Raw genomic sequence first — 23,624 nt, forward strand, 5'->3', positions numbered from 1 at the left:
GCACAACCCCAACGGTGACGTTAAGAACGCGATCGACTTCTGACCTGCCCGGCTGGATTTGGCCCGGGCTGATTGAGAGGATCAGCCAGGAGCGGAGGAGTTGAGGATCAAGCGAGGTAAGAAGACGAGCGCGGAGCAGGTTGTGCTTAAGCTTCGGCAGATCGAAGTACCGACAGCTCAAGGCAAGAGTTTGGCTTCGGCCTGCAAGGAGGCGGAGATCTCCGAGCAGAGCTATGACCGCTGGCGCTTGGAGTACGGCCGCACCACCCGGACGGCCCGGGCCGGTCACAGCGACGTCGCAGAGCTTGGCGTAGGCCTCGGGTTCGAGGTGCAGAACGGAGGCGGGAGGAAGAACAGTCGGATGGACACAGGAGCGATCTCCCGACATCGCCCCGTCGCGAAGCCCAGCCCTCTGCTCTCAGGCGCTTTCGGTCACGGCGCGATTCTCGTCCGGCAAGACGCAGAGGACCGCTTACTGCGGCCCTGGCTGTGTGAAAACGCAGGAGCGCCTCTCCGTTTTCACCGAGCCTCGACCCTAGGCGGCGCTGCAGGCTCGTGTATTGCCACGATTTAACTTGCCCTCCTGGCGGATCTTCAGCTCCCTATCTCTGCGCCGATTCTGGTAAGATCTTGCGTTGCGCGAGCATGACGAAAGTAGCCCTAAAGATCGAGACCGGACAAAGTTACGGCGGCCTGGATCAGAGCTAGGTGGGTCAACCCCTGCGGCAGGTTGCCGAGGAAGGCCCCCGAGACCGGGTCCACCATCTCGGAATAGGTTCCCGAGTTCCGATCCAAGGCCTTGATCACCGCGTCGAACTTCGCAGCGCCCTCATCGGCCTGCCCGAGGAGCGTCATCGCCTCGATCAGCCAGAATGTGCAGGCCAGAAAACAGCCCTCCTCGGCATCCACATCCGTGTAGCGGTAGTGGTACGGGCCAGCGCCCAATTCGCGATCGATCGCTTCGCAGGTCAGTTGCAGGCGCTCGGGATTGCCGAAGCGAAATCGCACGGCGAGCGCCAGCGAAGCGTCGAGCCGGTCGCAGCCCGGGTACATCACGTAGGACTGCTTCGCCTCGGACCAACAATGATCATCAATCCAGACCGCGATGCGGTCGCGCGCGCGCTGCCACCGGTCCTTGCAGTTGCCAGGCAGATACCCCTTTTCCGCCATCTCGACGGCGCGGGCCAGTGCCTGCCAGCAGCTGATCTTCGACCCGGTGTAGTGCTGCTTTTCAGGTAATTCCCAGATCCCCGCATCCTTCATCTTCCAGGTCTCGGCGCACTCGTCTGCGAGGCGCGCCAGCAAGGCACCGCTGCGAAGGTCCAGCATACCGCCGCCGGCCACGAATCGATCTGCCGTCTCGAAAATGTCGCCGTAGATGCCGTGCTGGTGCTGCCCGGTTGCGGCATTGCCTGTGCGCACCGGGCGGGAGTTGCGGTATCCGGGGAGATCAAGTTCCTCCTCCGCGGAGACGGTCTCGCCACTCAAGGTGTAGAGCACGTGAGCACCGCGCTCCTCGAGATGCTTGACCAGCCACGTCAGTGCCGCGTTGGCCTCGGCATGCGCTCCGAGACGGAGGAAGGCCTTGATGACGTAGCCGGCGTCCCGAACCCAGGCATAGCGGTAGTCATAGTTCTTCTGCCCACCGATGCCCTCGGGCAGCGAAGTCGTTGCCGCGGCGGCGATGGCGCCAGTGGGTGAGTACAGGAGCAGCTTGAGGGCGAGCGCACTGCGCTCGACATGCTCCTTGTAGCGTCCGCAGTAGCCCAGCCGGGCGGTCCAGTCGCGCCAAGCCGTACAGGACACCTCAATGCGGCGGTCGATGTCCGCGACCGGTGCAATCACGAGCGGCTGGTGCTCACCGGCTACGATCGCGACGAGTTCGCTGCGACCTGCCGTGATTTCGACGCTGGCCGTGATCGCGTGATCGTTCTCCGTTTCGATGCGGACGCCGTCGCTGTGGCGGAACAGCCCCATCAAGCCAGCGACATGGAAGGTACTGCCGTTGGCATTCGACGAGATGAAAGGGCCAGCGGTATCGCCTCGCGTCCCGAACACCAGCGTGATCCGGAAGCGCACAGTGCCCTCGATGCCCTCGATCCGGCGGGCGAGTTCCGCCCAGGGCAGCCGCCCGGCCGGGCCGCTGTTCAGGCTTTCGGTCAGCCGCGCCTTGCCACTCGCGGTGGTGAACACGGTCTCGTGAACGTTGCTGCCAGCGCGGTAGCCGATCTCGCTGGTGAACGGTGCGTCCGGCGTCACCGCGAAATGCCCGCCGTCGCGTGGTGCGAGCAGGCGGTCGAACAGCGGTGGCGAGTCGAGGTTCGGGCAGCACCACCAGTCGATCGAGCCATCAGCGCCCGACAGCGCGACCGAACGCCCCTCGCCCAAGGCAGCATAGGCCTCCAACGGCAGATAACCGTCCTCACGTTCGACAGGTTGGCCAGAGCGGGGAAACGGCTTCAGCACGCAGGGGGACTCCAAGAGGGGAGGGATGGAGAGCTATTGCGCGGGATGCGCCGCAGCGACGGGCTCCACGACAACGCAGTGGCCATGCCAGGGAGCGAAGCACTGATGCCGCAGCTCCTCGGGGTCAGCCTGCTACGATCGCGGCGGAACATTGCTCCGTATGGCAAAGGTTGCCATCGCTCCTGGACTCTCGGACAACCTCTTGAAACCTCACAGTGAGCAGCCCTAAGACGCTGTTGTGACAAACTTAATTGAGAGGTAGCCCTCCAGCGCTTCCGAGCCGCCTTCGCTGCCGTACCCCGAATCGCCGACGCCGCCGAACGGCGTCTCCGGCAGGCCGAGTCCGTGATGGTTGATGCCGAGCATCCCGCAGGCGATGCCGGTGCTCAGGCGGTTCGCCGTTCGGGGCGAGCGGGTATAGGCGTAGGCCGCCAGGCCGAAGGACAGGTGGTTGGCCTCCGCGAGCGCCTCGTCCAGATCGGAGAATGCGGCGATCGTCGCAACCGGGCCGAACGGCTCCTCGTTCAGGATGCGCGCGGTTCGCGGAACATCGGTGAGGACGGTGGGCGCCAGGAAAAAGCCCCGGTTGTGCGGGCGCGCGCCGCCGGTTGCGATGCGGCTGCCGGCGGCCTCGGCGTCGGCGATCAACCCTTCGACAGCCAGCCGGCGGCGCTCGTGGATCAGCGGCCCCATCTGGACGCTCTCGTCGAGGCCGTCGCCGACCGTGATCGCCGCGGCGCGAGCGGCGAAGCGGTCGACGAACTCCGCGTAGACCGGTCGTTCGACGAGGAAGCGTGTCGGCGCGACGCAGACTTGGCCGGCGTTCCGGAACTTGTTGGCGGCTAGGATCTCGACCGCGCGCTCGATATCGGCATCCGCACAGATGATCGCAGGAGCGTGCCCGCCGAGTTCCATCGTGACCCGCTTCATGTACCGACCGGCGAGAGCGGCGAGTTCCTTGCCTATGGCCGTCGACCCGGTGAACGAAATCTTGGCAACTTCCGGCGCGGGAATGAGATAGCCTGAGATTGCCGCGGGATCGCCGTAGAGCAACCCCAGTGCGTCGCCCGGCACGCCCGCATCGAGCAGCGCCCGGACCAGTTCGGCGCAGCTCGCGGGCGTGTCCTCGGGGCCTTTGAGTATCACCGCGCAGCCGACGCAGAGGGCGGCGGCGACCTTGCGCACCGCTTGGTTGATCGGGAAGTTCCACGGTGTGAAGGCGGCGACGGCACCGACGGGCTCGCGGAGCACGATCTGCATCACTCCTTCCGCCCGCGACGGGATCACCCGGCCATAGGCCCGTCGGCCCTCCTCGGCGAACCAGTCGAGCGTGTCGGCCGCCGACAGCGTCTCGACCCGGGCCTCGCGCAGAGGCTTGCCCTGCTCCAGAGTCATCAGCCGAGCAATCGTCTCAACCCGCTCGCGCATGAGGTCCGCGGCCCGGCGCAGGATGCGTCCGCGGTCGAAGGCCGAGACGGCGCGCCAAGTCGCGAAGCCCCGTGCCGCTGCCGCCAGGGCTCGGTCGAGGTCGTCGATGGTGGCCTTGGCCACGGCTCCGATCACCTCTCCGGTCGCCGGATTGACGACCGGGATCGCGTCGCGAGCGTCCGCCGCGATCCAGGCCCCGCCGATCTGCAATCCGGTATTTGGATAGGCCATCAGTCCTCGCATCCTTGTCCCGGACTCGCTTGAGGGGCCGGGAAACCGTGTGCTGATTCCGGCTGGCACCGCGTCGGCACCAGGGTCGCGCAGGGCGCTGGATCTCTAGAAGTAGTACCCAATGTTGACGAAGAACGCCTTCTTCCACTTGCTGTCACCGCCCATGGCGAGACCGCTAGTGTACTGCCCGGCGCCGACATAGGGATCGTTCCGACCGAACAAACCTTCGGTGTAGATGATCAGGCTCGGATCAGCCGTCAGCGTCCAGATCGTGCCGAGTGTGAAGCGCTCCGACGTGTTGAAATCCGCGCGATCCTTGAAGTAGGCGCTGTAATTCAGGTAGGGCACGATCGTGAACGGACCGATCGGATCGGCAACCTTGTAGGCGATGTCGGCCGAGACGAAGTGCCCGCGCGTGGCCATGTTGTACGACACGTCGAAGCCGCCGACCGTCAGCAGGTCATTACGGATCGGGTTCCTCGGATCGATATCCTGGCGGACATAGACTGCCTTGAAGCCCCAGGGACCGTGCGTGGCGTTGAGGTGCACGCTTTCGAGCTGCTTCGAGCCGGTCTGCCGGGTATCGAAGTTGTAGATGCTCGAGTGCCAGATCGAGGCGCCGAGCGCGAGCGAGGCGATGTCGTTCTTGACGAAGAAGTACTCCGCCCGGCCGACGAACATGTTCTCCTCGGAGTTACGCGTTCCGAACGGGATGTAGCTGTCCGCGATGACGATGTTCGTGGAGTAGCGCGCGCTGTCGCGGCTGAGGCCGAAGCCGTTCGGGTTGGCACCCGGATAGAAGCCGAGCTGATAATTGAACTCCGGCTCGACATGCGCGTATTTAACGCCGAGATTGTAGATCTCTTCCACGCCCATCACGAAACCGAGCGAGCCGAGGAAGGTGTTGGTGAAATACGGTGTCAGGCCGAACGGTACTTGGTTCATGCCGAAGGTGAGGCTGTCCTCAGGGGTGAGCTTGTAGCCGAGATAGGCCCACATCGGGAAGTTCACCTCGCCCGGGTGATTGTCGTAGCCGAAGCGCGTCCCGTAGAGGAAGCTTCCGCCGTAGAAGCGATACTGGGCCGCGCCGAAGATCGTGTCGGAATCGTAGACCGCCTTCAGCGAGAGCGTGTCGAAGGAAAAGTTTTCCGTCGTCTTCGCGAAACCACCGCGGCTGACATCGTCGAAGCGCAGGTCGTAGCGGACGCGGAACGCGCCGCCGAAGGTGAACTTGCCGATCGAGCCCGGCGCCGGGTTGGGGGTCGGGTCGGGCACCGCGATCGGCTGCTCGCGATTGACCGCGCTCGGCTCGGCGTCGAGTTCCTGCGTTCCCTGGTCCTGGGACCAAGCAGGCTGGATCGGCAAGAGGCCGGCCCCCGCACAAAGTGCGAGAACGGCTGCCAACTTCGTCGACCTCATGGTGCGCTCTTCCTCTCGCCTGTGCAGATGACGGAATCCGTGCCGCATCGTCCCGGCTCACGAATGGTGGATCGCGTGACCGCAACCGCCCTGTCCCGCCGCGCCCTTGGATTCGGCTCGGAGGCCCCCCGACATGCCGGGACGGTCTCGCATCGCGGGAGCGATGAAGAGGCCGCCTCGGCGGCAGTGTTCGTTCATGAACGCGCACGGTCATCCGACGACGCAGCGCGCCGTCTTCAAGTTTATTCCTGCGCTTTACTTGTTGATTTCAGCCGATACACCGGACGCCGAAGAGAGCCGTCCGGTCGCCGTGCGGGTTCGTCCCACCACAGCCCTTCGCCTTGATGCCAAATCGTATTACGTAAGATCGTAAGATGACAAGGTGGTTTGAAGGGCAACACGCTGAAATATTGATCTTTGTTGGCGGTTTCTCGGAGCGCCTTCAGTCGTGGGCAAGACGAGGGACGGAGTGGATCGGTCGAGACAAATTAACCGGCCGCGTGCACCGGTGAGGTGCCCGCGCTGGTCTCGGCATTGAGGCTCCGGGGCTTCGAACGCGCTCCGCACGAGGGCCGGGGCTCGGACACGCCAGAATCCGCGTTGGCGATCCCGCCGGACCCTGGCGGGTTCAATTTCAGTTCGGGAAGATCTGCGCCTGCTCCGGCTGCCAGGCCAGGGCGACCCGCTCGCCCACGCGCGCGCGGCCAGCGCCGCCGCACGGCGTGCGGACGGTGAGGCTGTCCCCCCAGGCGGTGGCGACGCTGTACTGCATCGCCTCGCCGCGGAAGCTCGCCTCGTCGATGGTTCCGAAGATCGCGCCGGCCGGGGCGCTGTCGGGATCGTGCAGCCGGATTGCGTCGGGCCTCACCATCAGCACACCACGGTCGCACTGGGCCGGCATCGCCGCCAGCGACACGCCGCTCACCGACGTCCCGTCATCGAGGAGGATTGCCCCGTCCGCCGCGCCGTCCTGCCGGTCGATGCGGCAGGGCATGAAGTTCGAATGCCCAATGAAGCCAGCCACGAAGCGCGAGGCCGGCGCGTCGTAGAGGTCCCGCCCGGTGCCGAGCTGCTCGATCCGCCCCTGGCGGAACAGGGCAATCCGATCGGACAGGCGCAGCGCCTCCTCCTGATCGTGGGTCACGTAGAGGATCGTCACGCCGGTCTCGTGGTGGACGCGCTTGATCTCGTGCTGGAGTTCCTCGCGCAGGCTCTTGTCGAGGGCGGAGAGCGGCTCGTCCATCAGGAGGAGCGGCGGCTCGTAGGCGAGCGCCCGGGCGAGCGCCACGCGCTGCTGCTGGCCGCCGGAGAGCTGCGCCGGCTTGCGGTCGGCATGAGCCTCGAGTTGCACGAGCCGCAGCATCGCCTTGACCCGGGCATCGATGTCGGCGCGGTTCCAGCGCCGCACCTTGAGCGGGAAGCCGATGTTCTCGGCGATCGTCATCTGCGGGAACAGCGTGTAGCGCTGGAACACCATGCCGATCTTGCGCTTGTTCGAGGGCGTGTTCAGGATCGAGCGTCCCTCGATCAGCACGTCACCGGCATTCGGATCCTGGAAGCCGGCGATGACGTAGAGCGTGGTGCTCTTGCCCGAGCCGGACGGGCCGAGGAAGGTCACGAACTCCCCCCGGGCGACATCGAGGGTAACCGCCTCGACCGCCACGACCGAGCCGTAGCTGAGCCGGATGCCGCGGATCGCCAGGAAGGGATGGCTGGAGGAAGGACTGGACGGAGGCCTCATGCGCGGACGTCCTTCTTCTTCAGGGCAGCGGAGAGCAGCATCAGCACGGCCGTGAGCGCGACGAGCAGCGTCGAGACGGCGGCGACGACGGGCGAGAGATCCTGGCGCAGCACGCCCCAGATCCGGACCGGAAGCGTCTGGATGTCCGGACTCGCCATGAAGATCGCCACGACGACCTCGTCCCAGGAGGCGAGAAAGGAGAACAGGGCCGCGGTGGCGATGCCCGGCATGATCGCCGGCGAGGTGACCCGAAGCTTCGCCTCCATCGGCGAGGCGCCGCACAGCACGGCCGCATCCTCGATGGAGGAGTCGAACCGCTCGAGCGCACCGCTGATGGCGATGATCGAGAGGGGCAGCGCGAGCAAGAGGTGGGCGAGGACGAAGCCGAGCTCCGTCCCGTTGAGCCGGAGCCTGAGGAACAGGGCGTAGAGGGCCACCGCCAGCACGACCACCGGCAGGATCATCGGCATCAGGAACAGCGCCCGCACCGTCTCCCGGCCCGGAAAGCGGCCGCGCACCAGACCGAACGAGGTGACCAGACCGAGCGCCACGCTCAGCAGCGTGACCCAGGCGGCGATCCGCAGGCTCGTCAGGAAGGCGAAGATCCAATCGGGGTCGTCGAACAGGTCCGCGTACCAGCGCAGGGTCCAGCCCGGCGGCGGGAACTGCATCCATTGCGAGTCGCCGAACGACAGGGCGACAAGCACCAGGATCGGGAGGAGCAGGAACAGCCCGACCACGAGGCCGATGCCGCAGAGCACGAAGCGCAGGCCGCCCAGGCGGGAATAGGTGAGAAGCATCGATCCCTCCTCAGGCCGTACTGCGGGTTCCGAAGAACCGGACTTGGAGCGCGTAGAGAAGCAGGGTCAGAACCAGCAGGATCGTCGCGGCCGTGCTGGCCAGTCCCCAGTCGAGCAGCGACTGCACGAGCTGCGCGATCAGTTCGGGCAGCATCATGTTGGCGGTGCCGCCCAGAAGCGCGGGCGTCACGAAGTAGCCGAGCGACATCACGAAGATCATCAGCGCACCGGAGGCGATGGCCCCGGAGAGCATCGGCAGCAGGATGCGGGTCAGGCACTGCCATCGGCTGGCGCCGCAGAGCGAGGCGGCCTGGAGCACGCTCGGATCGATCGCCCGCATGGCCGAGGCCAGCGGCAGCACCATGAAAGGCAGCATGATGTAGGTCATGCCGAGGGTGACGCCGACGAGGTTGTTGGTGAGCGTGAGTGGCGCCGCGATCAGCCCGAGTTCCAGCAGGGCTCGGTTGATCAGGCCCGTCCCCTGCAGCAGCACCATCCACGCATAGGTCCGGGCCAGCAGGTTGGTCCACATCGACAGGACGACGATGCCGGTGAGGAGCCCGGCCAGCCGGCGCGGCGCGATGGCGAGGAACCACGCCGTCGGGAATCCGATGACCAGGGTCGCGCCGGTGACGAGGCTGGCGACGAGGAAGGTGTTGCCCAGCACCTTGAGGTAGGTCGTGCCGGCGAAGAAGGTGGCGTAGTTGCCCAGTCCCAGCGCCGGCTCGGTGATGCTGCGCAGGAGCAGCGCCAGCACCGGAACCACGAACAGAAGGACGAGGAACACGAGAGCGGGGAGCACTGCTCCGAAGCCGCGCAGGCGCCGGCTCCAGGGGGGAGGGGCATCCTGCAACGGCAGGGCCTGCAACCGTGCCGCGGTCATGGCGCGGCTCCGTTCGCGCGCGCCCATCACCGCGTCTGCCACGCGTACCAGCGCTTGCCGATCTCCTCGCGGTTCTTGGCCCAGTATTCCATGTTCAAGTTGATCTGCGTCGCCGCGTGCCGGTTCGGCAGCGTCTCGGCGACGGCAGGATCCATCAGTTTGGCCGAGCCGAGATTGATCGGGGCGTAGCGCGTGGCGGCGGCGAAGTCGGCCTGCTCCTTGGCTCCCGTGGCGGCGGCGATGAACGTCATCGCGGCCTGCCGGTTGCGGCTGCCCTTGGGCACCACCAGCATGTCGGCGGTGGTGAGGTTCTGCTCCCAGGCGATCCCGACCGGCTGCCGGTCCTGTTCCAAGGCAGCGACGCGCCCGTTCCAGAACTGACCCATCACGACTTCACCGGAGGCCAGAAGCTGCTGCGACTGCGCGCCTCCCGACCACCAGATGATCTCGGACTTGATGCTGTCGAGCTTGGCGAAGGCCCGGTCGAGATCGAGCGGGTAGAGCTTGTCCGGCGCCACGCCGTCGGCGAGCAGCGCGATTTCCAGCGCCCCCGGCGCCGACCACTTGTAGAAGGTGCGCTTGCCGGGGAAAGCCTTGGTGTCGAACAGGTCGGCCCAGCTCTTCGGCGCGGCCGGGACGTGCTTGGTGCCGTAGCCGAGGACGAAGGCGTAGTAAAAGCTGCCGACCGCGTGATCGGTCACGAAGCGGGGGTCGAGGGCCTCGCGCTTGACCAGCGAGAAGTCGATCGGCTCCAGAAGGCCGTCGCGCGCGGCCTGGGCAGCGAAGTCGTACTCGACGTCGACGACGTCCCAGCCGACATTGCCGCTCTCGACCATCGCCTTGAACTTCCCGTAATCGGTCGGGCCGTCCATCTGCACGCGGACGCCGCTCGCCTTGGTATAGGGCCGGGCCCAGGCGGTTTTCTGTGCCTCCTGCGTCGTGCCGCCCCAGCTCGTGAACACGATGCTGCCCGCCGCCGCCGCGGCCCGCGGCAGCAGGGATGCCGCCGGGAGTGCCGCGAGTGCGGCGCTGCCGAACGTGGCGGCGGCGATGCCGATAATGGTCCTGCGCTTCATACTGGCCCCCTCTGGCTGTGATGCGAGCGGCTGGTGCGATGGTCAGATCGCCTGGATCGATCGTGCGCGGGCTACGGGTGGAACGGCGCGGCGCGGAGGATCTTGGATTCCATGGTCTCGATCAGTGCCTGGATCCTGGGCAGGAAGGCCGCCCAGGCTGGATCGGCCGCGAGCGCGGCCCGGCGTGTCTCGCGCTCGGCAAGATCCCGGTAGCCCCAGATGTGGACGATCTCGTTGAGCGGGCCGATCTCGGTGGCGTAGTAGCCGACGAGGTTGCCGAGATGGCCGCGCTGGATCGCGATCCCCTCCTCGCCGACGAGTTTGAGGTAGGCAGGAACGGTGCCGGTCTTCAGCCGGTAGGTCCGCATCTCGTAGATCACCGGCCCCTCCTCAGCGCATCACGAACGGGTCGGGGATCGGATCGTCCGAGGTGCGGATCCAGACCGACTTCGTGCGGGTGTAGTCGAGCATGGATTCGAACCCGCCCTCGCGCCCGAGGCCGGAGAGGCCGAAGCCGCCGAAGGGCACGATCGGCGAGATCGCCCGGTAGGTGTTGACCCAGACGATGCCGGCCCGCAGCCGCCGGATGCAGCGATGGGCCCGCGTCAGGCTGGCGGTGAACACGCCCGAGGCGAGGCCGAAGGGCGAGTCGTTGGCGAGCGCGACCGCCTCCGCCTCGTCCTCGAACGGGATGACCGTGAGGACGGGGCCGAACAGCTCCTCGGCGGCGCAAGGTGTCTCGGGTCGCGCATCGGCGATGATCGTCGGCAGGTAGTAGAAGCCTTCGGGAAAACCCTCCGGCCGCGCGCCGCCGACGACGAGGCGTCCGCCGGCGGCGAGGCTTGCCGCCACCACCGTCTCGATATGCGCCCGCTGCCGGGCGGTGGCGAGCGGGCCAACCTCAGTCTCGGGGTCGTCCGGCCGGCCGAGCCGGATCGTCCGCGCCTTCTCGGCCAGGATCGCGACGAAGCAGTCGTGCACGCCGCGCTCGACCAGCAGGCGCGAACCGGCGACGCAGCTCTGGCCGGCGGCGGCGAAGATGCCGGCGATAACCGCGTTGGCGGCGCTGTCCAGATCCGCGTCGGCGAAGACGAGGACCGGCGACTTGCCGCCGAGTTCCAGCGAGGTCGCCGCGAGGTTCTCGGCGGTGTTGCGCACGATGTGGCGGGCCGTGCCGGGACCGCCGGTGAAGGCGACCCGCGCGACGAGCGGATGGCGCGTCAGCGGTGCGCCGCAGCCCGCCGCATCGCCCGTGACGATGTTGACGACGCCGGGCGGAAAGCCGGCCTCGTGCACGAGTTCGGCGAAGGCGAGCAGGGGGGCGGGCGCCTCCTCGGATGCCTTCAGCACGACGGTGCAGCCCGCCGCCAGCGCCGGCCCGAGCTTGACCGCCGACAGGAACAGCGAGGAGTTCCAGGGCACGATCGCCGCCACCACCCCGATCGGCTCGCGCCGGGTGAACACCTCCATGTCCGGCTTGTCGACCGGCAGGTGGGCGCCGTGCAGCTTGTCCGCGAGCCCACCGAAATAGCGGTAGTACTCTGCCACGTAGCCGATCTGGCTGCGGGTCTCGCGGATGATCTTGCCGGTGTCGCGGGTCTCGAGTTCGGCGAGATGGCCGGCCCGCTCGGCGACGAGGTCGGCCAACCGCATCAGCAGCGCGCCGCGCCGGCTCGGCACGAGATCCGCCCAGGCCGGATCGCGCTGGGCGCGGTCGGCGGCGCGCACGGCCCTGTCGATGTCGGCGGGGCTCGCCGCCGGCATCAGGGCCCAGGGCCGGCCGGTGGCCGGATCGAGGCTCTCGAAGGTCGCCTCCGGCTCCGGGAAGGTGCCGTCGATATAGGCGCGGAAGATCGGCAGCATGGCGGGCGCGCTCACGCGAAGGCCGGCATGACGTCGCGGATGAACAGCTCCAGCGAGCGCTTCTTGCGCGCATGCCCGATGCCACTGTCGATCCAGACCGCGTATTGATCGTAGCCCATCGCCTCGTAGGCCTTGAGGCGGGCGATGACCGTCTCGGCCTCGCCGATGACGAGGTTCTGGGCGATCTTCTCCGGCGCAAATTGCGGCATCGAGGCCTGCAGCTCGGCGTCGAGGCCGCGGATGAAGCCCTGCTCGATCGGCAGCTTGTTCTGGAACAGGGCGCCGAAGGCGCAGAAGAACCGGCTCAGATCCTCGTTCAGCCGCGCCGTCTCCTCGGGGGATTCGGAGACGAAGGTGTGCTGCAGCAGCATGATCTGCGGGCGCGGCACGTTCGGCGCGTCGGCACAGGCCTTGTCGAAGCGGCCGATCAGCGCCTCGACCTCGCCGTCGCCCGAGGCGAGCGGCGTGACTTGGACATTACAGCCGTTCTCCACCGCGAAGGCGTGCGAACTCGGATCGCGCGCCGCGACCCAGACCGGAATGCCCGGCTGCTGAAGCGGCTTGGGCGTCGTGGTGGTCTTGGGAAACTGCCAGAACTCGCCTTCGTGGGTGTAGTCGCCGGCCCACAGGCCACGCAGCGCCGGAATCATCTCGCGCATCCGCTGGCCGGCGCCCCAGGCATCGAGGCCGGGCATCAGCCGCTCGTATTCGAAGCTGTAGGCGCCCCGGGCGATGCCGAGATCGAGCCGCCCCTTGGTCGCGAGGTCGGTCATCGCCGCTTCGCCGGCCAGCCGGATCGGATGCCAGAACGGCGCGATCACCGTGCCGGTCCCGAGCCGGATGCGCTCGGTCCGGGCGCCGAGATAGGCGAGGTTGATGAAGGGGTTGGGAGCGATCGTGAACTCCATCCCGTGGTGCTCGCCGATCCAGGCCGTCTCGAACCCGCCCCGTTCGGCGGTCTGGACCAGATCGGTCAGCTCATCGAACAGCTCGGCGTGATCCTGCGCGTCATCGAAGCGCTCCATGTGGACGAAGACGGAGAATTTCATGTCGGCCTCGGCGAAAGGGGCTGCGCGCGACGGCGTGGATGCGGGCGGCGGCCGATCAGGCCGCCGCACCCGGGTGCAGGGCCTGAACCGTCCCCCCGCCGACATTGCCCGCGTAGATGCCGAAGGCGTTCTCCCGACGCTCGCGGGCGTAGCGCTCCAGCATCGTCCGGCTCGCCGGATCCCGAACGGGGCAGTTCGCGAGATCCGCGACCGGCCAGAGGCATGTGCCGGGACCGGCATGGCCGGTGAAAGTCCCGCGGTAGACGATCGAGGTCGGGGCGCCCGCCGCGTCGGGATTCTCGTACACGGCGAACAGGAAGCCGAGTTCGGCAGCGAAGCCCAGGGCAGTGAGTCGGCCGTGAAGGCTCTTAGGGTCCGAGGCCGGTTCGATGCAGGTGCCCGAAGGCAAGGCGAACTGGCCGTCACGCTCCTTGACTAGAAGGACATCGCCCTCCGATTCGAGGATCGCCCGGACCTCGATGGAGCGGGCGCTGGCTGCCAGCGCATCTTGGGCGAGGCCGAAGTCGACATAGGCGCCGCGGCAATAGCCGAGCGGCATCTGAGGGCTGGCGTCGAAATCGACCACCTCGCCGATGAGGATGTCGTGGTCGCCCGCCGCCACCACCTCGTGAAGGCGGCAATCGAACCACGCGGCGCAATTCTCCAGCACGGGGGCGCCGGTGACACCCGAGACCCAGGCGACCTGCTCGAACTTGTCCGGCCGCTTGGAGGCGAACACGCCCGACACATCGCGCTGGTCCTGCGCCAGGATGTTGACGGCGAACCGCGGCGCGGCCTTGAAGATCGGATGGCTCGATGCCGTGCGGGCGATGCAGATCGAGACGAGCGGCGGATCGAGCGAGACCGAACTGAATGAGTTCGCGGTGAATCCCCGCGGCTCGCCGTTCTCCTGCAACGTGGTCACGACGGTGACGCCGGTGGCGAAGGTGCCGAGCGCGTTGCGGAAGCGCTTGGCGGCGGCGGGTTCTTCCACCTCGAGGCCGGTGATGAAACGCGCGATCTCGGCATTGACCCGGGCCGCCCCAACCAGGGGCATCATGTGGCGCTCGCCCGACAGGACGAGCCCCCGGGCGCCCGGCACCGCGGCGACCATCGCCCGCGTCATCTCCGGCGTCGAGTTGGGATCGTGCTGGCCCGTCATGAATAGGGCGGGCACCGACAGGGTCGGGAGGCGTTCCGCATAGGCGGCGTCGGCCGTGGCGAAGACGCGGTAGGCCAGAGCGTAGCCCTGCTCGTCCGCCCGCTCCAGCAGCGCCCGCATCCGTTCCGCCTCGTCCGCCAGATGCGGCGGCACCGGGGAGCCGAACCAGCGCGCCAGGGCCGTCTCGATCCCAGGGCTGGCCTCGCCGGCCTCCAGCGCCTCGACCCGGCGAAGGACCGCCTGAGCCTGCTCGGCATTGCGGCGGTAGACGGCGTTGAGCGCGGTGACGCTGCTGACACGCGCCGGATGCGACAGGGCCGCCTCCAGTGCCACCATCGCCCCCATCGAGTGGCCAACGAGGTGGGCCCGCTCGATCCCCAGCGCGTCGAGCACGCCGAAGAGCTGGGCGGCGTAGTCCGCCAGTTCCGGCCTGCCCTTCGGCCGGTCAGAGGCGCCATGGCCCATCATATCGTAGGCGTGCACCGGCCGCTGTCCGGCGAAGGCGGCGATCTGCGGCCGCCAGACGGTGTGGTCGAGGCCGACCCCGTGGATGAACAGGATCGGGGTCGCGCCGGTCGCGGTGCCGGCTGAGGCGACGGCGGTGCGCCGGCCGGCGCTGTCCGTCAGGATGACGGAGGCGGCGCGCTCAAGCATCGCCGGCCTCGATCTCGCGCAGATCCTGGTAACGGTCGCCGATGCGGTGGTGCGGACGACCGCCGACCGAGGCGCCGAGCGCAACCACGATCTCGTTGGGAGCCGGCGCGTCGAGAATCGAGAACTGCACGGTCAGGTAATGCGAGCGCATGCCCTCGTCGTGCTTGTGCATCAGCGGAATCACGATCGGGCAATCCGGCCCCCCGCGCGTGTTGGTGAAGCTCAGGTAGCTCTTGGCCCCGACCGCCTGGCGGTAATGATTGCCGAAACGCAGCGTGTGGATCAGCGCCGAGGCGTGCTCGATCTCGCCGTCGGTGCCGACGACAGCGGCCTTGCCGTAGCCCTCGACCGCCTCGCCGGAGCCGACGGCGCGGAGGATTTCGGCTGTCAGCAGAGCCCCGAGCTCCGGCGCGGTGCTGCGAATCTCGGGCCTCAGATCCTCGACAAAGCCCCGCCCTGCCCACGGGTTTTTCAGGACGGCGGCGACGCCGAACAACTTGAGCGGCTGCGGGGCAGTCCGGCCGCCCTCGATGAAGGTGGTCTCTTGATAAGCGACGAGCTTGCGGATCGACGACACGGCCACCCCCCTGCGATGGAGATAACCGTATTATGGTATACCGTAAGACCGCAAGATTTGTTTAGCACCATTTTGCTCAATCTATAACCTATGCTGCGTCGCAAATGAGAACTTTGAAGGCAGCGAGGCCGATTTGACGTTAGAGAACAGCGACTTCGATTTGCGGGCGAATGCATCGATTTTCTGCAGTGCAGCGCTTTTTGCTCTGCATTCCGCGGAAGAGGATCGCCGGCAACGCGTGCTTCAAGACTTGGATGAACATTGAGCACCCGAGCGGGAGGCGATGGACTCCGTCTCGGGCGAGCCAGGCCTAGCCAGCACAATGTTGCGGATGCGGGCATTCGCGCCGAGCGATGGGCCGAGCCGTGTCAGTGCGATGTGCTATCTGAGAGTGGGGACACCCGCTCGGGATCCGGCTGTAAAGGCGATGCGAGAGGCGAGCGGGGCAGGAAGCGGGCATCGATGGTGGCAGGAATTCTACGGGTCGAGCGGGAAACGAAATCGCTGCGCGAGATGACGCTCGACAAGATGCGCCGGGCGATTCTTAGCCAGCACTTCAAGCCGGGCGACCGTTTGGTCGAGCGTGAACTGTGCGACCAGCTCGCCGTCAGCCGCTCCGTCGTCCGTGAGGTGCTCCGGCACCTTGAGGCCGAGGGTATCGTCGAGATCGTGCCCAACCGCGGCCCGATCGTTGCGAGACTCTCGCAGGCGCAGGCGCGTCAGATCTACGAGGTGCGCGGGTATCTGGAGGCACTGGCCGCGCGAGGCTGCGCCGAGCACCCGGACGCGCCCGCGGTGGCGGACGCGCTGGATGCCAGCCTGGATCACATCGCGCACGGTTACGCCACCGGGGATGCCACCCTGATCCTCGAAGTGACAGCCCAGTTCTACGAGCGCATGTTTCTGGCCAGCGGCCGGGAGATCGCGTGGGACATCGTATCGACGCTGCACATGCGCATCACGCATCTGCGTTCGATCACGATTGCCACACCCGGCCGCGCCGCGGATGGTCCCGAGGAGATGCGGCGCATCGTGGCCGCGATCCGGGCCCGTGACGGAGAAAGTGCCTTCAAAGCCAGTCTGGCGCATGTGGAGCGGGCTCAAAGCTTGGCGCTTGGCGTAATCGACGCGTAGAGCCTGTTTGAGCAAAATCTCAAGCTGGATAGTTGAGGGCGTTGGCGGCCACGAGGCTGGCGACGTAGGCAAAATGGCCAGAGTGTGAGCCTTGAACCGTCCGGGTTTCCCGGAAGCTCCAACCCTTAAGAGGATGGAGCCCCGGCCATGAACTCATAACGGCTGGCTGGGATTGCCCCGTTTACGTGGATACCGAGAATTCTTTCGCGTGAGGTGTTCGCCAGACGTCTCCCTGTAGGGTTCGGAACGGCGTGCATTGCGGAAGCGCATCAGGCTGCCCCCGCCATAGCGGCCTCGTCGCAGTCCTGGCCTGCGGCGGCCTGTTCCACGCCGGGCAGGCGGCCGAGCGGTTCGATAGCGTCCGCCTGATCGTGTTTGACGGCGATCCCGCCGCCCTGCCCGCGCGAGGCTGTGCCGAGAAGGTCCGGTTGAGGGGTATCGATACGCCGGATGTGTCCCGGCTACGCTGCGAGGCCGAGCGGATCGCCGGCTTGCGGGCGAAGGAGCGCTTGGCCCACTTGATCCGCGGACGAGCGGTCGAGCTGGTGCGCGCCGGCGAAACCGACCGCTTCGGCCGAACGTTCGGGACGTTGCGGGTGCCGGCGGGAGAAGTCGGGGCGATTCTGCTGTGGGAGGGGCTCGCCGTGGCCTACCGGCCCGGACGGAGGGCGTAGGAGGAGCGGGCGGACCACTGTGCCGGCCGGATCGGCGCCGAGGGCTCGAGCGCCCGAATTCCGAGGGACGACGAGGCACCGAGGGGATTCCTCAGCCTTGCTGCCGTGCTAGCGTGGCAGGACCGTGCCGATCCGCCCCGCACACCGCCACTTCTACCCGTTCGACCGGCCGCAGCTTTCGGCGAAGCGGTAGCTTTTCCGCAGCATCAATAGCTCGTCTGGAAGGTCGTCCTTTTTGTAGCTCGCGTGGGAGATGTCCGCCCGGCCGCGCGCCGTAGCCGCGCCGCCGAGCCTGTTTCGTAGCCGGCGGCACGGCACGCAGACGGATCGGCATGGGGGCGGATCGGATGGCCGTGAGAAGCCAGCCGGCCTGCCCCCTGCCGGCGGGGATTTCGGCCTCGGTCGGGGGAGCGGGCGTCAGGCGAAGTGCCCGTCGGCGAAGACGCTGCGGCCCTCGACGGCGCCGTACTGGAGATAGTGCAGCATCGGGTTCAGCCCTGCCGCGGCCACGTCACCATAGGCGGCGAGGTAGGCCTTGCCGTCAAAGCCGGCGGCGGGGTCGCGGCCCTCCGCCGCGCCGTACCGGACATAGTGGGCGAGCGGATCGATCCCGGCCGCGGCCACGTCGCCGTAGGCGGCGAGATAGCCCTTGGTGTCGAACACCGCGTTCGGGTTGCGCCCCTCCTGCCAGCCATAGGTCGTGTAGTGCGTCCGGGCGAAGGCGAAGCTGTCGCCCCCGGCCGCCCGGGCCGCCTCGGCCACGTCGAGGTTGGACAGCAGGTAAGCCTGCGCGTCGAAGCCGCCCTGCTCGGCCAGGTCGGCCGGGCGTCCGATCGCGGCGTGGGCGACGTGCCCCTCGGCCCGGCCCTGGGCGAGGTAGTGGCTGAGCGGATCGAGGCCGGCCGCCTGCGCCTCCGGATGGCGGGCGAGGTAGAGTTCGACGTCGAAGCCGGCGGCGGGATCGCGGCCCTCCTTCCAGCCCGCTTGCGCGAAGTGGACCAGCGGGTCGCGGCCGGCCGCGGCCACCTCCGGGTTGGCCGCGAGATAGCCCGCCGTCGAGAAGGCGGCGTTCGGGTCGCGGCCCTCGCGCCAGCCATGGGCGGCATAGTGCGCGTCGGCATCGATCTGGGCCTGCCAGACGTCGGGATTGGCGGCGTAGTAGAACAGGTCGTCGACCAGCGGGGCGGCGTCCTTCTGCCGGACGACGCCATCGGTGAACACGAAGGTCTCGACGGCGGTGACGTCGTGGCTCAGGCCGTCCGGCCCGATCAGGGCGATGTGTCCCGGGGCCTGGCGCAGGCTGGCCTGGCTCAGGGCGAAGTCGAAGCTCGCCGTGGCCGGCGCGACCGGGGTCGTCACGGTGAAGTCGAACGCGACCGGGGTGCTGGCATTGCCGGCGGCGTCAAAAGCGGTGGCGGTGACGCTGTGCGTGCCGATGGCGAAGGTCTGGCCGGAGGACACCACGGTGTCACCCGACCGGAACACCACGCGCGGGGCCGGATCGACGCCGTCCCCGGCGCTGGCGGCAAAGCTCACGGCGGCACCCGCGGCGGAGCTCGCTTCGACCGTGGTGGGCGGTGCCGCCGTCAGGGCCAGCGTCGGTGCGGTGCTGTCCCCCACGGTGAAGCCGAACGAGATCGGAGCACTGGCATTGCCGGCACTGTCGAAAGCGGTGGCGGTGACGCTGTGTGCGCCCAGCGCGAAGGTCTGGCCGGAGGACACCACGGTGTCGCCCGCGCGGAACACCACGCGCGGGGCCGGATCGACCCCGTCCCCGGTGCTGGCGGTAAAGCTCACGGCCGCGCCCGCGGCGGAGCTCGCCTCGATGGTGGTGGAAGGTGCCGCCGCCACGGCCAGCGTCGGCGCGGTGGTGTCGCGCACGGTGAAGCCGAACGAGACCGGGGTGCTGGCATTGCCGGCGGCGTCAAAAGCGGTGGCGGTAACGGTGTGTGCGCCCAGCGCGAAGGTTTGGCCGGAGGTCACCACGGTGTCGCCCGCGCGGAACACCACGCGCGGGGCCGGATCGACCCCGTCCCCGGCGCTGGCGGCAAAGCTCACGGCGGCGCCCGCGGCGGAGCTCGCCTCGATGGTGGTGGAAGGTGCTGCGGTCAGGGCCAGCGTCGGCGCGGTGGTGTCGCGCACGGTGAAGCCGAACGAGACCGGGGCGCTGGCATTGCCGGCGGCATCGAAAGCGGTGGCGGTGACGCTGTGGGTGCCCAGCGCGAAGGTCTGGCCCGAGGTCACGACGGTGTCGCCCGACCGGAACACCACGCGCGGGGCCGGATCGACGCCGTCCCCGGCGCTGGCGGCAAAGCTCACGGCCGCACCCGCGGCGGAACTGGCCTCGACCGTGGCGGGCGGTGCCGCGGTCAGGGCCAGCGTCGGTGCGGTGGTGTCGAGGGTGATCGTGCCCGACGGGGCGGCGGGAAGGGCGGTCACGTCGGCCACGTGGCCGCCGGTGTCGCGGATGACGGCACCGCGCAGGTCGAGCCGGGCGACGGTGAGGGCCTGGCTGTCCTGTCCGGGGGCGACGGTGTAGGCGAAGCCGAGGCTCCCCCCGTTCGGCTGGCCGGTATAGGCCGCCTCCGCTCCGTTGGACAAGACCAGCACGGGGCGGCCCGCGCCGGTCTCGACGGTGACGAGATCGGACATCTCGACGGTGAAGCTGAGCACGGCCCCGGCCTTCAGCAGGCCGTTGCCCTGGGCGTCGAGGCCCGGCCCCGAAGCGGCGAGGCCGACGGGCACGCCGGTGAGCAGGACGCGGGTGCCGCCGGCCGGGTCGGAGGCCAGGGTGAAGCCGCCGCGGCCGACCTCGGAGAGGGTGAGCTGGCGGGTGAGGCCGCCGCTGACGACGGTCAGCGCCTGGGCGGTGGGATCGTACTGGGCGGTGGCGCCGGCGGAGTAGGCGAGATCGGCCAGGCTGATCGTGTCGGCGGTGCCGAACCGGGCGATCGTGCCCCCGAACACGCCGGCCTGGAAGGCGGCGGCGTCGAGGACGAGGGTCTGGGGCCCGGCCTCGAAGCGGATCGTGCCGAGCCCGGCGGCACCGGCGCCGTCGAGGGCGAGGGTGCCGGCCTTGAGCTGGATGCCGCCGGCGAAGCGGTTGGCGGCCGCGGCCAGGGTGAGGCTGCCGCCGCCGTCGAGGACGAGGCTGCCGGCGCCGTCGATGAGGTTGTTCACCGTCAGGGCGGCGCCGGCCCGGACGGAGAGGTGGGTCTCCCCGTCGAGCTGGAACGGCCGCTGGGTGGCAAAGCTGCCGGTGACGAGCAGGCCGGTGCCGGCGGCAAAGCGCAGCGCGCCGTAATCCTGGCCGAGCCCGGCATCGGCGGCGACGGCCAGAACGCCTTCGGCGACGCGGGTGCCGCCGGTATAGGTGTTGACGCCCGCCAGGGTCAGCTGGCCGGCCCCGGTCTTGGTCAGGCCGCCATTGCCGGAGATCACGCCGTCGGCGATCAGGGCGATCTCGGCCCCGGCCCCGAGGGCACCGCCGTTCTTCAGGAGGAGGTCGCGCGCCAGGGTGAGGCTGCGGCTGGCGATCAGGGCGCTGCCGGCTTCGAGGCTGACGGCGTTGGCGGCGCTGCCGAGGGCCTGGTTGCGGTCGATCGCCAGGGCGCCTTTCCAGACCTGGACGGTGCCGGTGAAGTCGCTGTCGCCGGTGAGGGCCTGAACGCCGTCGGCCTCTTTGATCAGGCCGCCATTGCCGGAGATGCGTCCGTCGAAGGTGGGCTGGGCGAGCTTTCCGGTGGTGTGGAGCACGAGGGGGGCCATCTCGGTGGTGAGGAGATGGGCCAGCGTTGCCCGGCCGTGGTCATCCAGATCGTGCAGCACCAGCGGCAGAAGCGGGCCTATGTCGGGCGGCTGATTGGCGAAGCCCGTCTCCGGGGGCGACGGCTGCCTGGCTTTGAGGGCCGAGAATTCCGGGGTTTCGAGCGCCTTCTCCAGGGCACGGCCGACCCGCAGGAGAAGCTCGTCTTGGAAGTTGTCGGCACCGAGGACCAGCTGTGTCGGCGCGTCTCCCTGTCCGACCGGTACGGCGAGATTCGGCGTGCTGGCGTAGGCGGATGAGTTTCCTGTGAACTGGCTAAAGGTCAGGCCGGTTGCGGTGACATCGACCCCCAACTCCTTGCGGATCCCATTGAGCACCTGAGTGGTGATCTGTTTCCAGTTCTCGATCGCGGCGTCATACGCAGCCTCCGATGCAAAACCGGCTTCGCGGGCGTATTCCTCGGGTGTCTTTCTGATGGCGGTTTGAAGTGAATCACCCCTTATGAAGCGAAGAATCGGGGCGATCTCATAGAGTGCTTCTATGTTGAGTTTGTTGGATGCGACGACGTCGATCAGGTCTTTCGCGAACTGCGATTTGTCGCCGGAGAGCGGCTTGTATGTCGGGCCCATGAGCCGCACGACCGCGCTGTCGTAATCCGCGGGATTCCCGACGCGTTCGGCGAGATACGCATCAATGTATTTCCGGAGCAAATAACTGGATGTTCCGGTCAGTTTAAAGTAAAAATCAACATACGCGTCCGTCCCACCCCGTCCGTTGAGGTTGGTGCGGTACGCGTCCAGGATGGCGGCACTCGCCGCCTCGTCGGCGGGCAGGGTGTTCCGGGTGACCCGCGTGTAGAAGACCGCGAGGTCGGCATCCGACAGGCTGGCGATCGCCCTGTGGGCGGCGCTTGCTTGGTCGGCCGCGGTGAAGGTGACGACCGTCGCGTTCGCGCTGGTGGCGAGGGATTTCAACAGGGCATCGATCTGGGGGTTCGAGATCTGCGTGCCGATCCGGATACCGGTCAGGTCGCCGTTCAGCTTTTGCGTGAAGTCGATGGTCCTGTCGCCCGTATAGGCCGCGTTCAGCGGGTCGGCGGCGTCGCGGCCTTTCATGGCGTTCATGACGATGGCGAGATCCGCCACGGTGTTGCCCATCGGGCCCGGCGTATCGACGATCGCGAAGCCCGGGATGACGCCCGTCCGGCTGACGAGGCCCGGCGTGGCCTTGAGCGCCCAGATATGGTGGGTCGTCGCCGGCCCCATCAGGGAGCCGTTGGTTTCCGTGCCCAGGGTGACCGGTGCGAATCGCATCGCGGCCGCGATCGCGGAGCCGTGGCTCGAGCCGGAGGCGCCCAAGTTTGGATCGAGGGGATTTAACGCGACGCCGCCGTCCGGGCTGATGGCCGTGAAGCTCGTACGGAAGTTGGCCCACTCGCTCATGTTGGCCTTGCCCATGATGATGGCACCCTGCTCGCGCAGCTGTGCGATCAGTGCGGCATCGTCGGCGGGCTTCGAGCCGAACAGCGCCAGCGAACTCGCCGTCGTGCGCATCGCATCGGCGGTGTCGATGTTGTTCTTCACCAGGATCGGGATGCCGAACAGCGCCGGCAAGGTCTCGCCCTTGGCCTTCGCCTCGGCGCGCTGCGTGTCCATGCGATCGGCGATGGTCAGAAGCTCGGGGTTGAGTTCCGTCACCGATCGCAGAGCCGGACCGGCATGGTCGAGCTTCTGGATCTTGTACATGTACTGGAGCACGATCTCGCGCGAGGTGATCGTGCCGTTTGCCAGCAGGGCGGCGAGTTCCGTGACCGACTTGGTGGTGATGTCGGGCGCCGTACCGCCATAGGCAGCCAGCGGCTCCTTCGACAGAGTGCGGATCAGGGAGACGGGGCCGGGCGCGGCGGGCAGGGACGCGTCCTGCAAGCTGAGCTTCCCCAGCAGACCGACGATGTCGGCCTCGCGCGCCTGGCGCGGATCGAAGTCGATCAGCGGCCGGACGGTGGGAAGCAGGGCCTGGAGTTCGGTCTCGGACTTGTCGAGCCCCGCGCGCCGGTAGGTGGCGCGCACGACATCGCGCAGGGCGCTCGCTTGGGACTGGGGCACGGCCGTTCTCTCGCGTTGATTACCGGGCGCGAGGCTAGGAAGCGGCCGACGAGTCGCTCAAGAGACAATGCTGTGCTTGCGGACTAAATTTGTATCATTTGATGGTTTTGTGCCGGAAAAACAGTCATGGGTCTGCTCGCTTTACAGTTCCAGTATGATGTGACGGGTCGAGCCTGAAGCGACAGGCCTGCCGCGGGGCCGCGCGATGTAGATGCGGTCAGGTACGGCCGCGATCAGGTCTCGGAGTGACTGTGCCGCTTTCTAGCTTACCAGCACTCTCGACCAGGCGAACGAAGGCGAACGGGCTCGCGCAGTCGAGGGCCGCGAACAGGGGCAGCTTGCCTTCTGCGGTGCTGACCTGTGCGACGTCGATGTGGAATTAGCCGATCGGATACCGAGCAAAGCGCTTCTTCTTCGGCTTGTCGCCTTCGACCTCCGGCAGACGGCTGATGCCATGCCGTTCCAGGCAACGATGCAGCGAGGCGCGGGTCAGGTGCGGGATCGTCGGTTGCAGGCCGTAGAGGCGGTACGGTGGCGTCCGCCCACCGGCGGCCTTGTTCTTCGCCTCGCCCCCCGGCTGCCGGACGCGGCCGCCC

The 23,624-nt window shown here is 67.8% G+C and carries 15 protein-coding genes and 2 pseudogenes; 3 read left to right on the forward strand and 14 right to left on the reverse strand.

Annotated elements, in window-relative coordinates:
- Positions 1-106: 106 nt before the first annotated feature.
- Positions 107-259 (forward strand): annotated as a pseudogene (locus OVA30_RS02575) (IS3 family transposase); the annotation flags it as partial.
- Positions 260-660: 401 nt separating this feature from the next.
- On the opposite strand, the gene OVA30_RS02580 reads toward OVA30_RS02575, so the two are convergent.
- The 12 genes from OVA30_RS02580 to OVA30_RS02635 form a co-directional block, all read right to left on the reverse strand.
- Positions 661-2,466, reverse strand: coding sequence for a glycoside hydrolase family 15 protein (locus tag OVA30_RS02580; protein WP_268174504.1), 1,806 nt, complete (start codon positions 2,464-2,466; stop codon positions 661-663).
- Between the two features lie 225 nt (positions 2,467-2,691).
- Complete coding sequence (locus tag OVA30_RS02585) at positions 2,692-4,125, reverse strand: NAD-dependent succinate-semialdehyde dehydrogenase (RefSeq protein ID WP_268174505.1); 1,434 nt, start codon at positions 4,123-4,125, stop codon at positions 2,692-2,694.
- Positions 4,126-4,230: 105 nt separating this feature from the next.
- Positions 4,231-5,544: a hypothetical protein gene (locus OVA30_RS02590; protein ID WP_268174506.1), complete on the reverse strand. Its 1,314-nt coding sequence runs from the start codon at positions 5,542-5,544 to the stop codon at positions 4,231-4,233.
- A 634-nt stretch (positions 5,545-6,178) separates the two neighbouring features.
- Positions 6,179-7,285, reverse strand: a complete 1,107-nt coding sequence (locus OVA30_RS02595) for an ABC transporter ATP-binding protein (RefSeq protein WP_268174507.1) — start codon at positions 7,283-7,285, stop codon at positions 6,179-6,181.
- A complete protein-coding gene (locus OVA30_RS02600) occupies positions 7,282-8,085 on the reverse strand; it encodes an ABC transporter permease (protein WP_268174508.1) in 804 nt (267 codons plus the stop codon). Before OVA30_RS02600 ends, OVA30_RS02595 begins: the two co-directional genes overlap by 4 nt.
- A gap of 10 nt (positions 8,086-8,095) precedes the next feature.
- Positions 8,096-8,968, reverse strand: a complete 873-nt coding sequence (locus OVA30_RS02605; protein WP_268174509.1) for an ABC transporter permease — start codon at positions 8,966-8,968, stop codon at positions 8,096-8,098.
- A 26-nt stretch (positions 8,969-8,994) separates the two neighbouring features.
- Entirely contained in the window at positions 8,995-10,044 is a 1,050-nt protein-coding gene (locus tag OVA30_RS02610) for an ABC transporter substrate-binding protein (RefSeq protein ID WP_268174510.1), read from the reverse strand.
- A gap of 71 nt (positions 10,045-10,115) precedes the next feature.
- The gene (locus tag OVA30_RS02615; protein ID WP_268174511.1) at positions 10,116-10,424 is read right to left on the reverse strand and encodes an NIPSNAP family protein; all 309 of its coding nucleotides are present in this window, start codon (positions 10,422-10,424) and stop codon (positions 10,116-10,118) included.
- A gap of 10 nt (positions 10,425-10,434) precedes the next feature.
- On the reverse strand, positions 10,435-11,907 hold the full coding sequence (locus OVA30_RS02620) for an aldehyde dehydrogenase (RefSeq protein ID WP_442786088.1): 1,473 nt from the start codon (positions 11,905-11,907) through the stop codon (positions 10,435-10,437).
- 11 nt (positions 11,908-11,918) lie between these two features.
- On the reverse strand, positions 11,919-12,956 hold the full coding sequence (locus OVA30_RS02625; protein ID WP_268174512.1) for an LLM class flavin-dependent oxidoreductase: 1,038 nt from the start codon (positions 12,954-12,956) through the stop codon (positions 11,919-11,921).
- Between the two features lie 55 nt (positions 12,957-13,011).
- Positions 13,012-14,772: an alpha/beta fold hydrolase gene (locus OVA30_RS02630; RefSeq protein ID WP_268174513.1), complete on the reverse strand. Its 1,761-nt coding sequence runs from the start codon at positions 14,770-14,772 to the stop codon at positions 13,012-13,014.
- Complete coding sequence (locus tag OVA30_RS02635) at positions 14,765-15,349, reverse strand: amino acid synthesis family protein (protein ID WP_268174514.1); 585 nt, start codon at positions 15,347-15,349, stop codon at positions 14,765-14,767. The genes OVA30_RS02630 and OVA30_RS02635 overlap by 8 nt, the downstream gene beginning before the upstream one ends.
- Before the next feature lie 462 nt (positions 15,350-15,811).
- Between OVA30_RS02635 and OVA30_RS02640 the strand changes: the two genes are divergently transcribed.
- Positions 15,812-16,483 (forward strand): GntR family transcriptional regulator, encoded by a 672-nt coding sequence (locus tag OVA30_RS02640; RefSeq protein WP_268174515.1) that lies wholly within the window; start codon positions 15,812-15,814, stop codon positions 16,481-16,483.
- A gap of 251 nt (positions 16,484-16,734) precedes the next feature.
- The gene (locus OVA30_RS02645) at positions 16,735-17,157 is read left to right on the forward strand and encodes a thermonuclease family protein (protein WP_268174516.1); all 423 of its coding nucleotides are present in this window, start codon (positions 16,735-16,737) and stop codon (positions 17,155-17,157) included.
- A gap of 417 nt (positions 17,158-17,574) precedes the next feature.
- Here the strand turns inward: OVA30_RS02645 and OVA30_RS02650 are convergent, their stop codons facing one another.
- Positions 17,575-23,028 (reverse strand): amidase family protein, encoded by a 5,454-nt coding sequence (locus OVA30_RS02650; RefSeq protein WP_268174517.1) that lies wholly within the window; start codon positions 23,026-23,028, stop codon positions 17,575-17,577.
- Positions 23,029-23,235: 207 nt separating this feature from the next.
- Positions 23,236-23,551: pseudogene (locus OVA30_RS02655) on the reverse strand (IS481 family transposase); the annotation flags it as partial.
- Between the last annotated feature and the right edge of the window lie 73 nt (positions 23,552-23,624).

Source organism: Methylorubrum sp. SL192, from assembly GCF_026672325.1.
GTDB classification, from domain to species: Bacteria; Pseudomonadota; Alphaproteobacteria; order Rhizobiales; family Beijerinckiaceae; genus Methylobacterium; species Methylobacterium extorquens.

What these genes read in the sequence shown, in the direction of transcription:
- OVA30_RS02600 (WP_268174508.1), bottom strand. Translation starts at nt 8,085, where the DNA reads ATGCTTCTCACCTATTCCCGCCTGGGCGGCCTGCGCTTCGTGCTCTGC.
- OVA30_RS02640 (WP_268174515.1), top strand. Translation starts at nt 15,812, where the DNA reads ATGGTGGCAGGAATTCTACGGGTCGAGCGGGAAACGAAATCGCTGCGC.
- OVA30_RS02585 (WP_268174505.1), bottom strand. Translation starts at nt 4,125, where the DNA reads ATGGCCTATCCAAATACCGGATTGCAGATCGGCGGGGCCTGGATCGCG.
- OVA30_RS02620 (WP_442786088.1), bottom strand. Translation starts at nt 11,907, where the DNA reads ATGCTGCCGATCTTCCGCGCCTATATCGACGGCACCTTCCCGGAGCCG.
- OVA30_RS02625 (WP_268174512.1), bottom strand. Translation starts at nt 12,956, where the DNA reads ATGAAATTCTCCGTCTTCGTCCACATGGAGCGCTTCGATGACGCGCAG.
- OVA30_RS02630 (WP_268174513.1), bottom strand. Translation starts at nt 14,772, where the DNA reads ATGCTTGAGCGCGCCGCCTCCGTCATCCTGACGGACAGCGCCGGCCGG.
- OVA30_RS02595 (WP_268174507.1), bottom strand. Translation starts at nt 7,285, where the DNA reads ATGAGGCCTCCGTCCAGTCCTTCCTCCAGCCATCCCTTCCTGGCGATC.
- OVA30_RS02610 (WP_268174510.1), bottom strand. Translation starts at nt 10,044, where the DNA reads ATGAAGCGCAGGACCATTATCGGCATCGCCGCCGCCACGTTCGGCAGC.
- OVA30_RS02590 (WP_268174506.1), bottom strand. Translation starts at nt 5,544, where the DNA reads ATGAGGTCGACGAAGTTGGCAGCCGTTCTCGCACTTTGTGCGGGGGCC.
- OVA30_RS02605 (WP_268174509.1), bottom strand. Translation starts at nt 8,968, where the DNA reads ATGACCGCGGCACGGTTGCAGGCCCTGCCGTTGCAGGATGCCCCTCCC.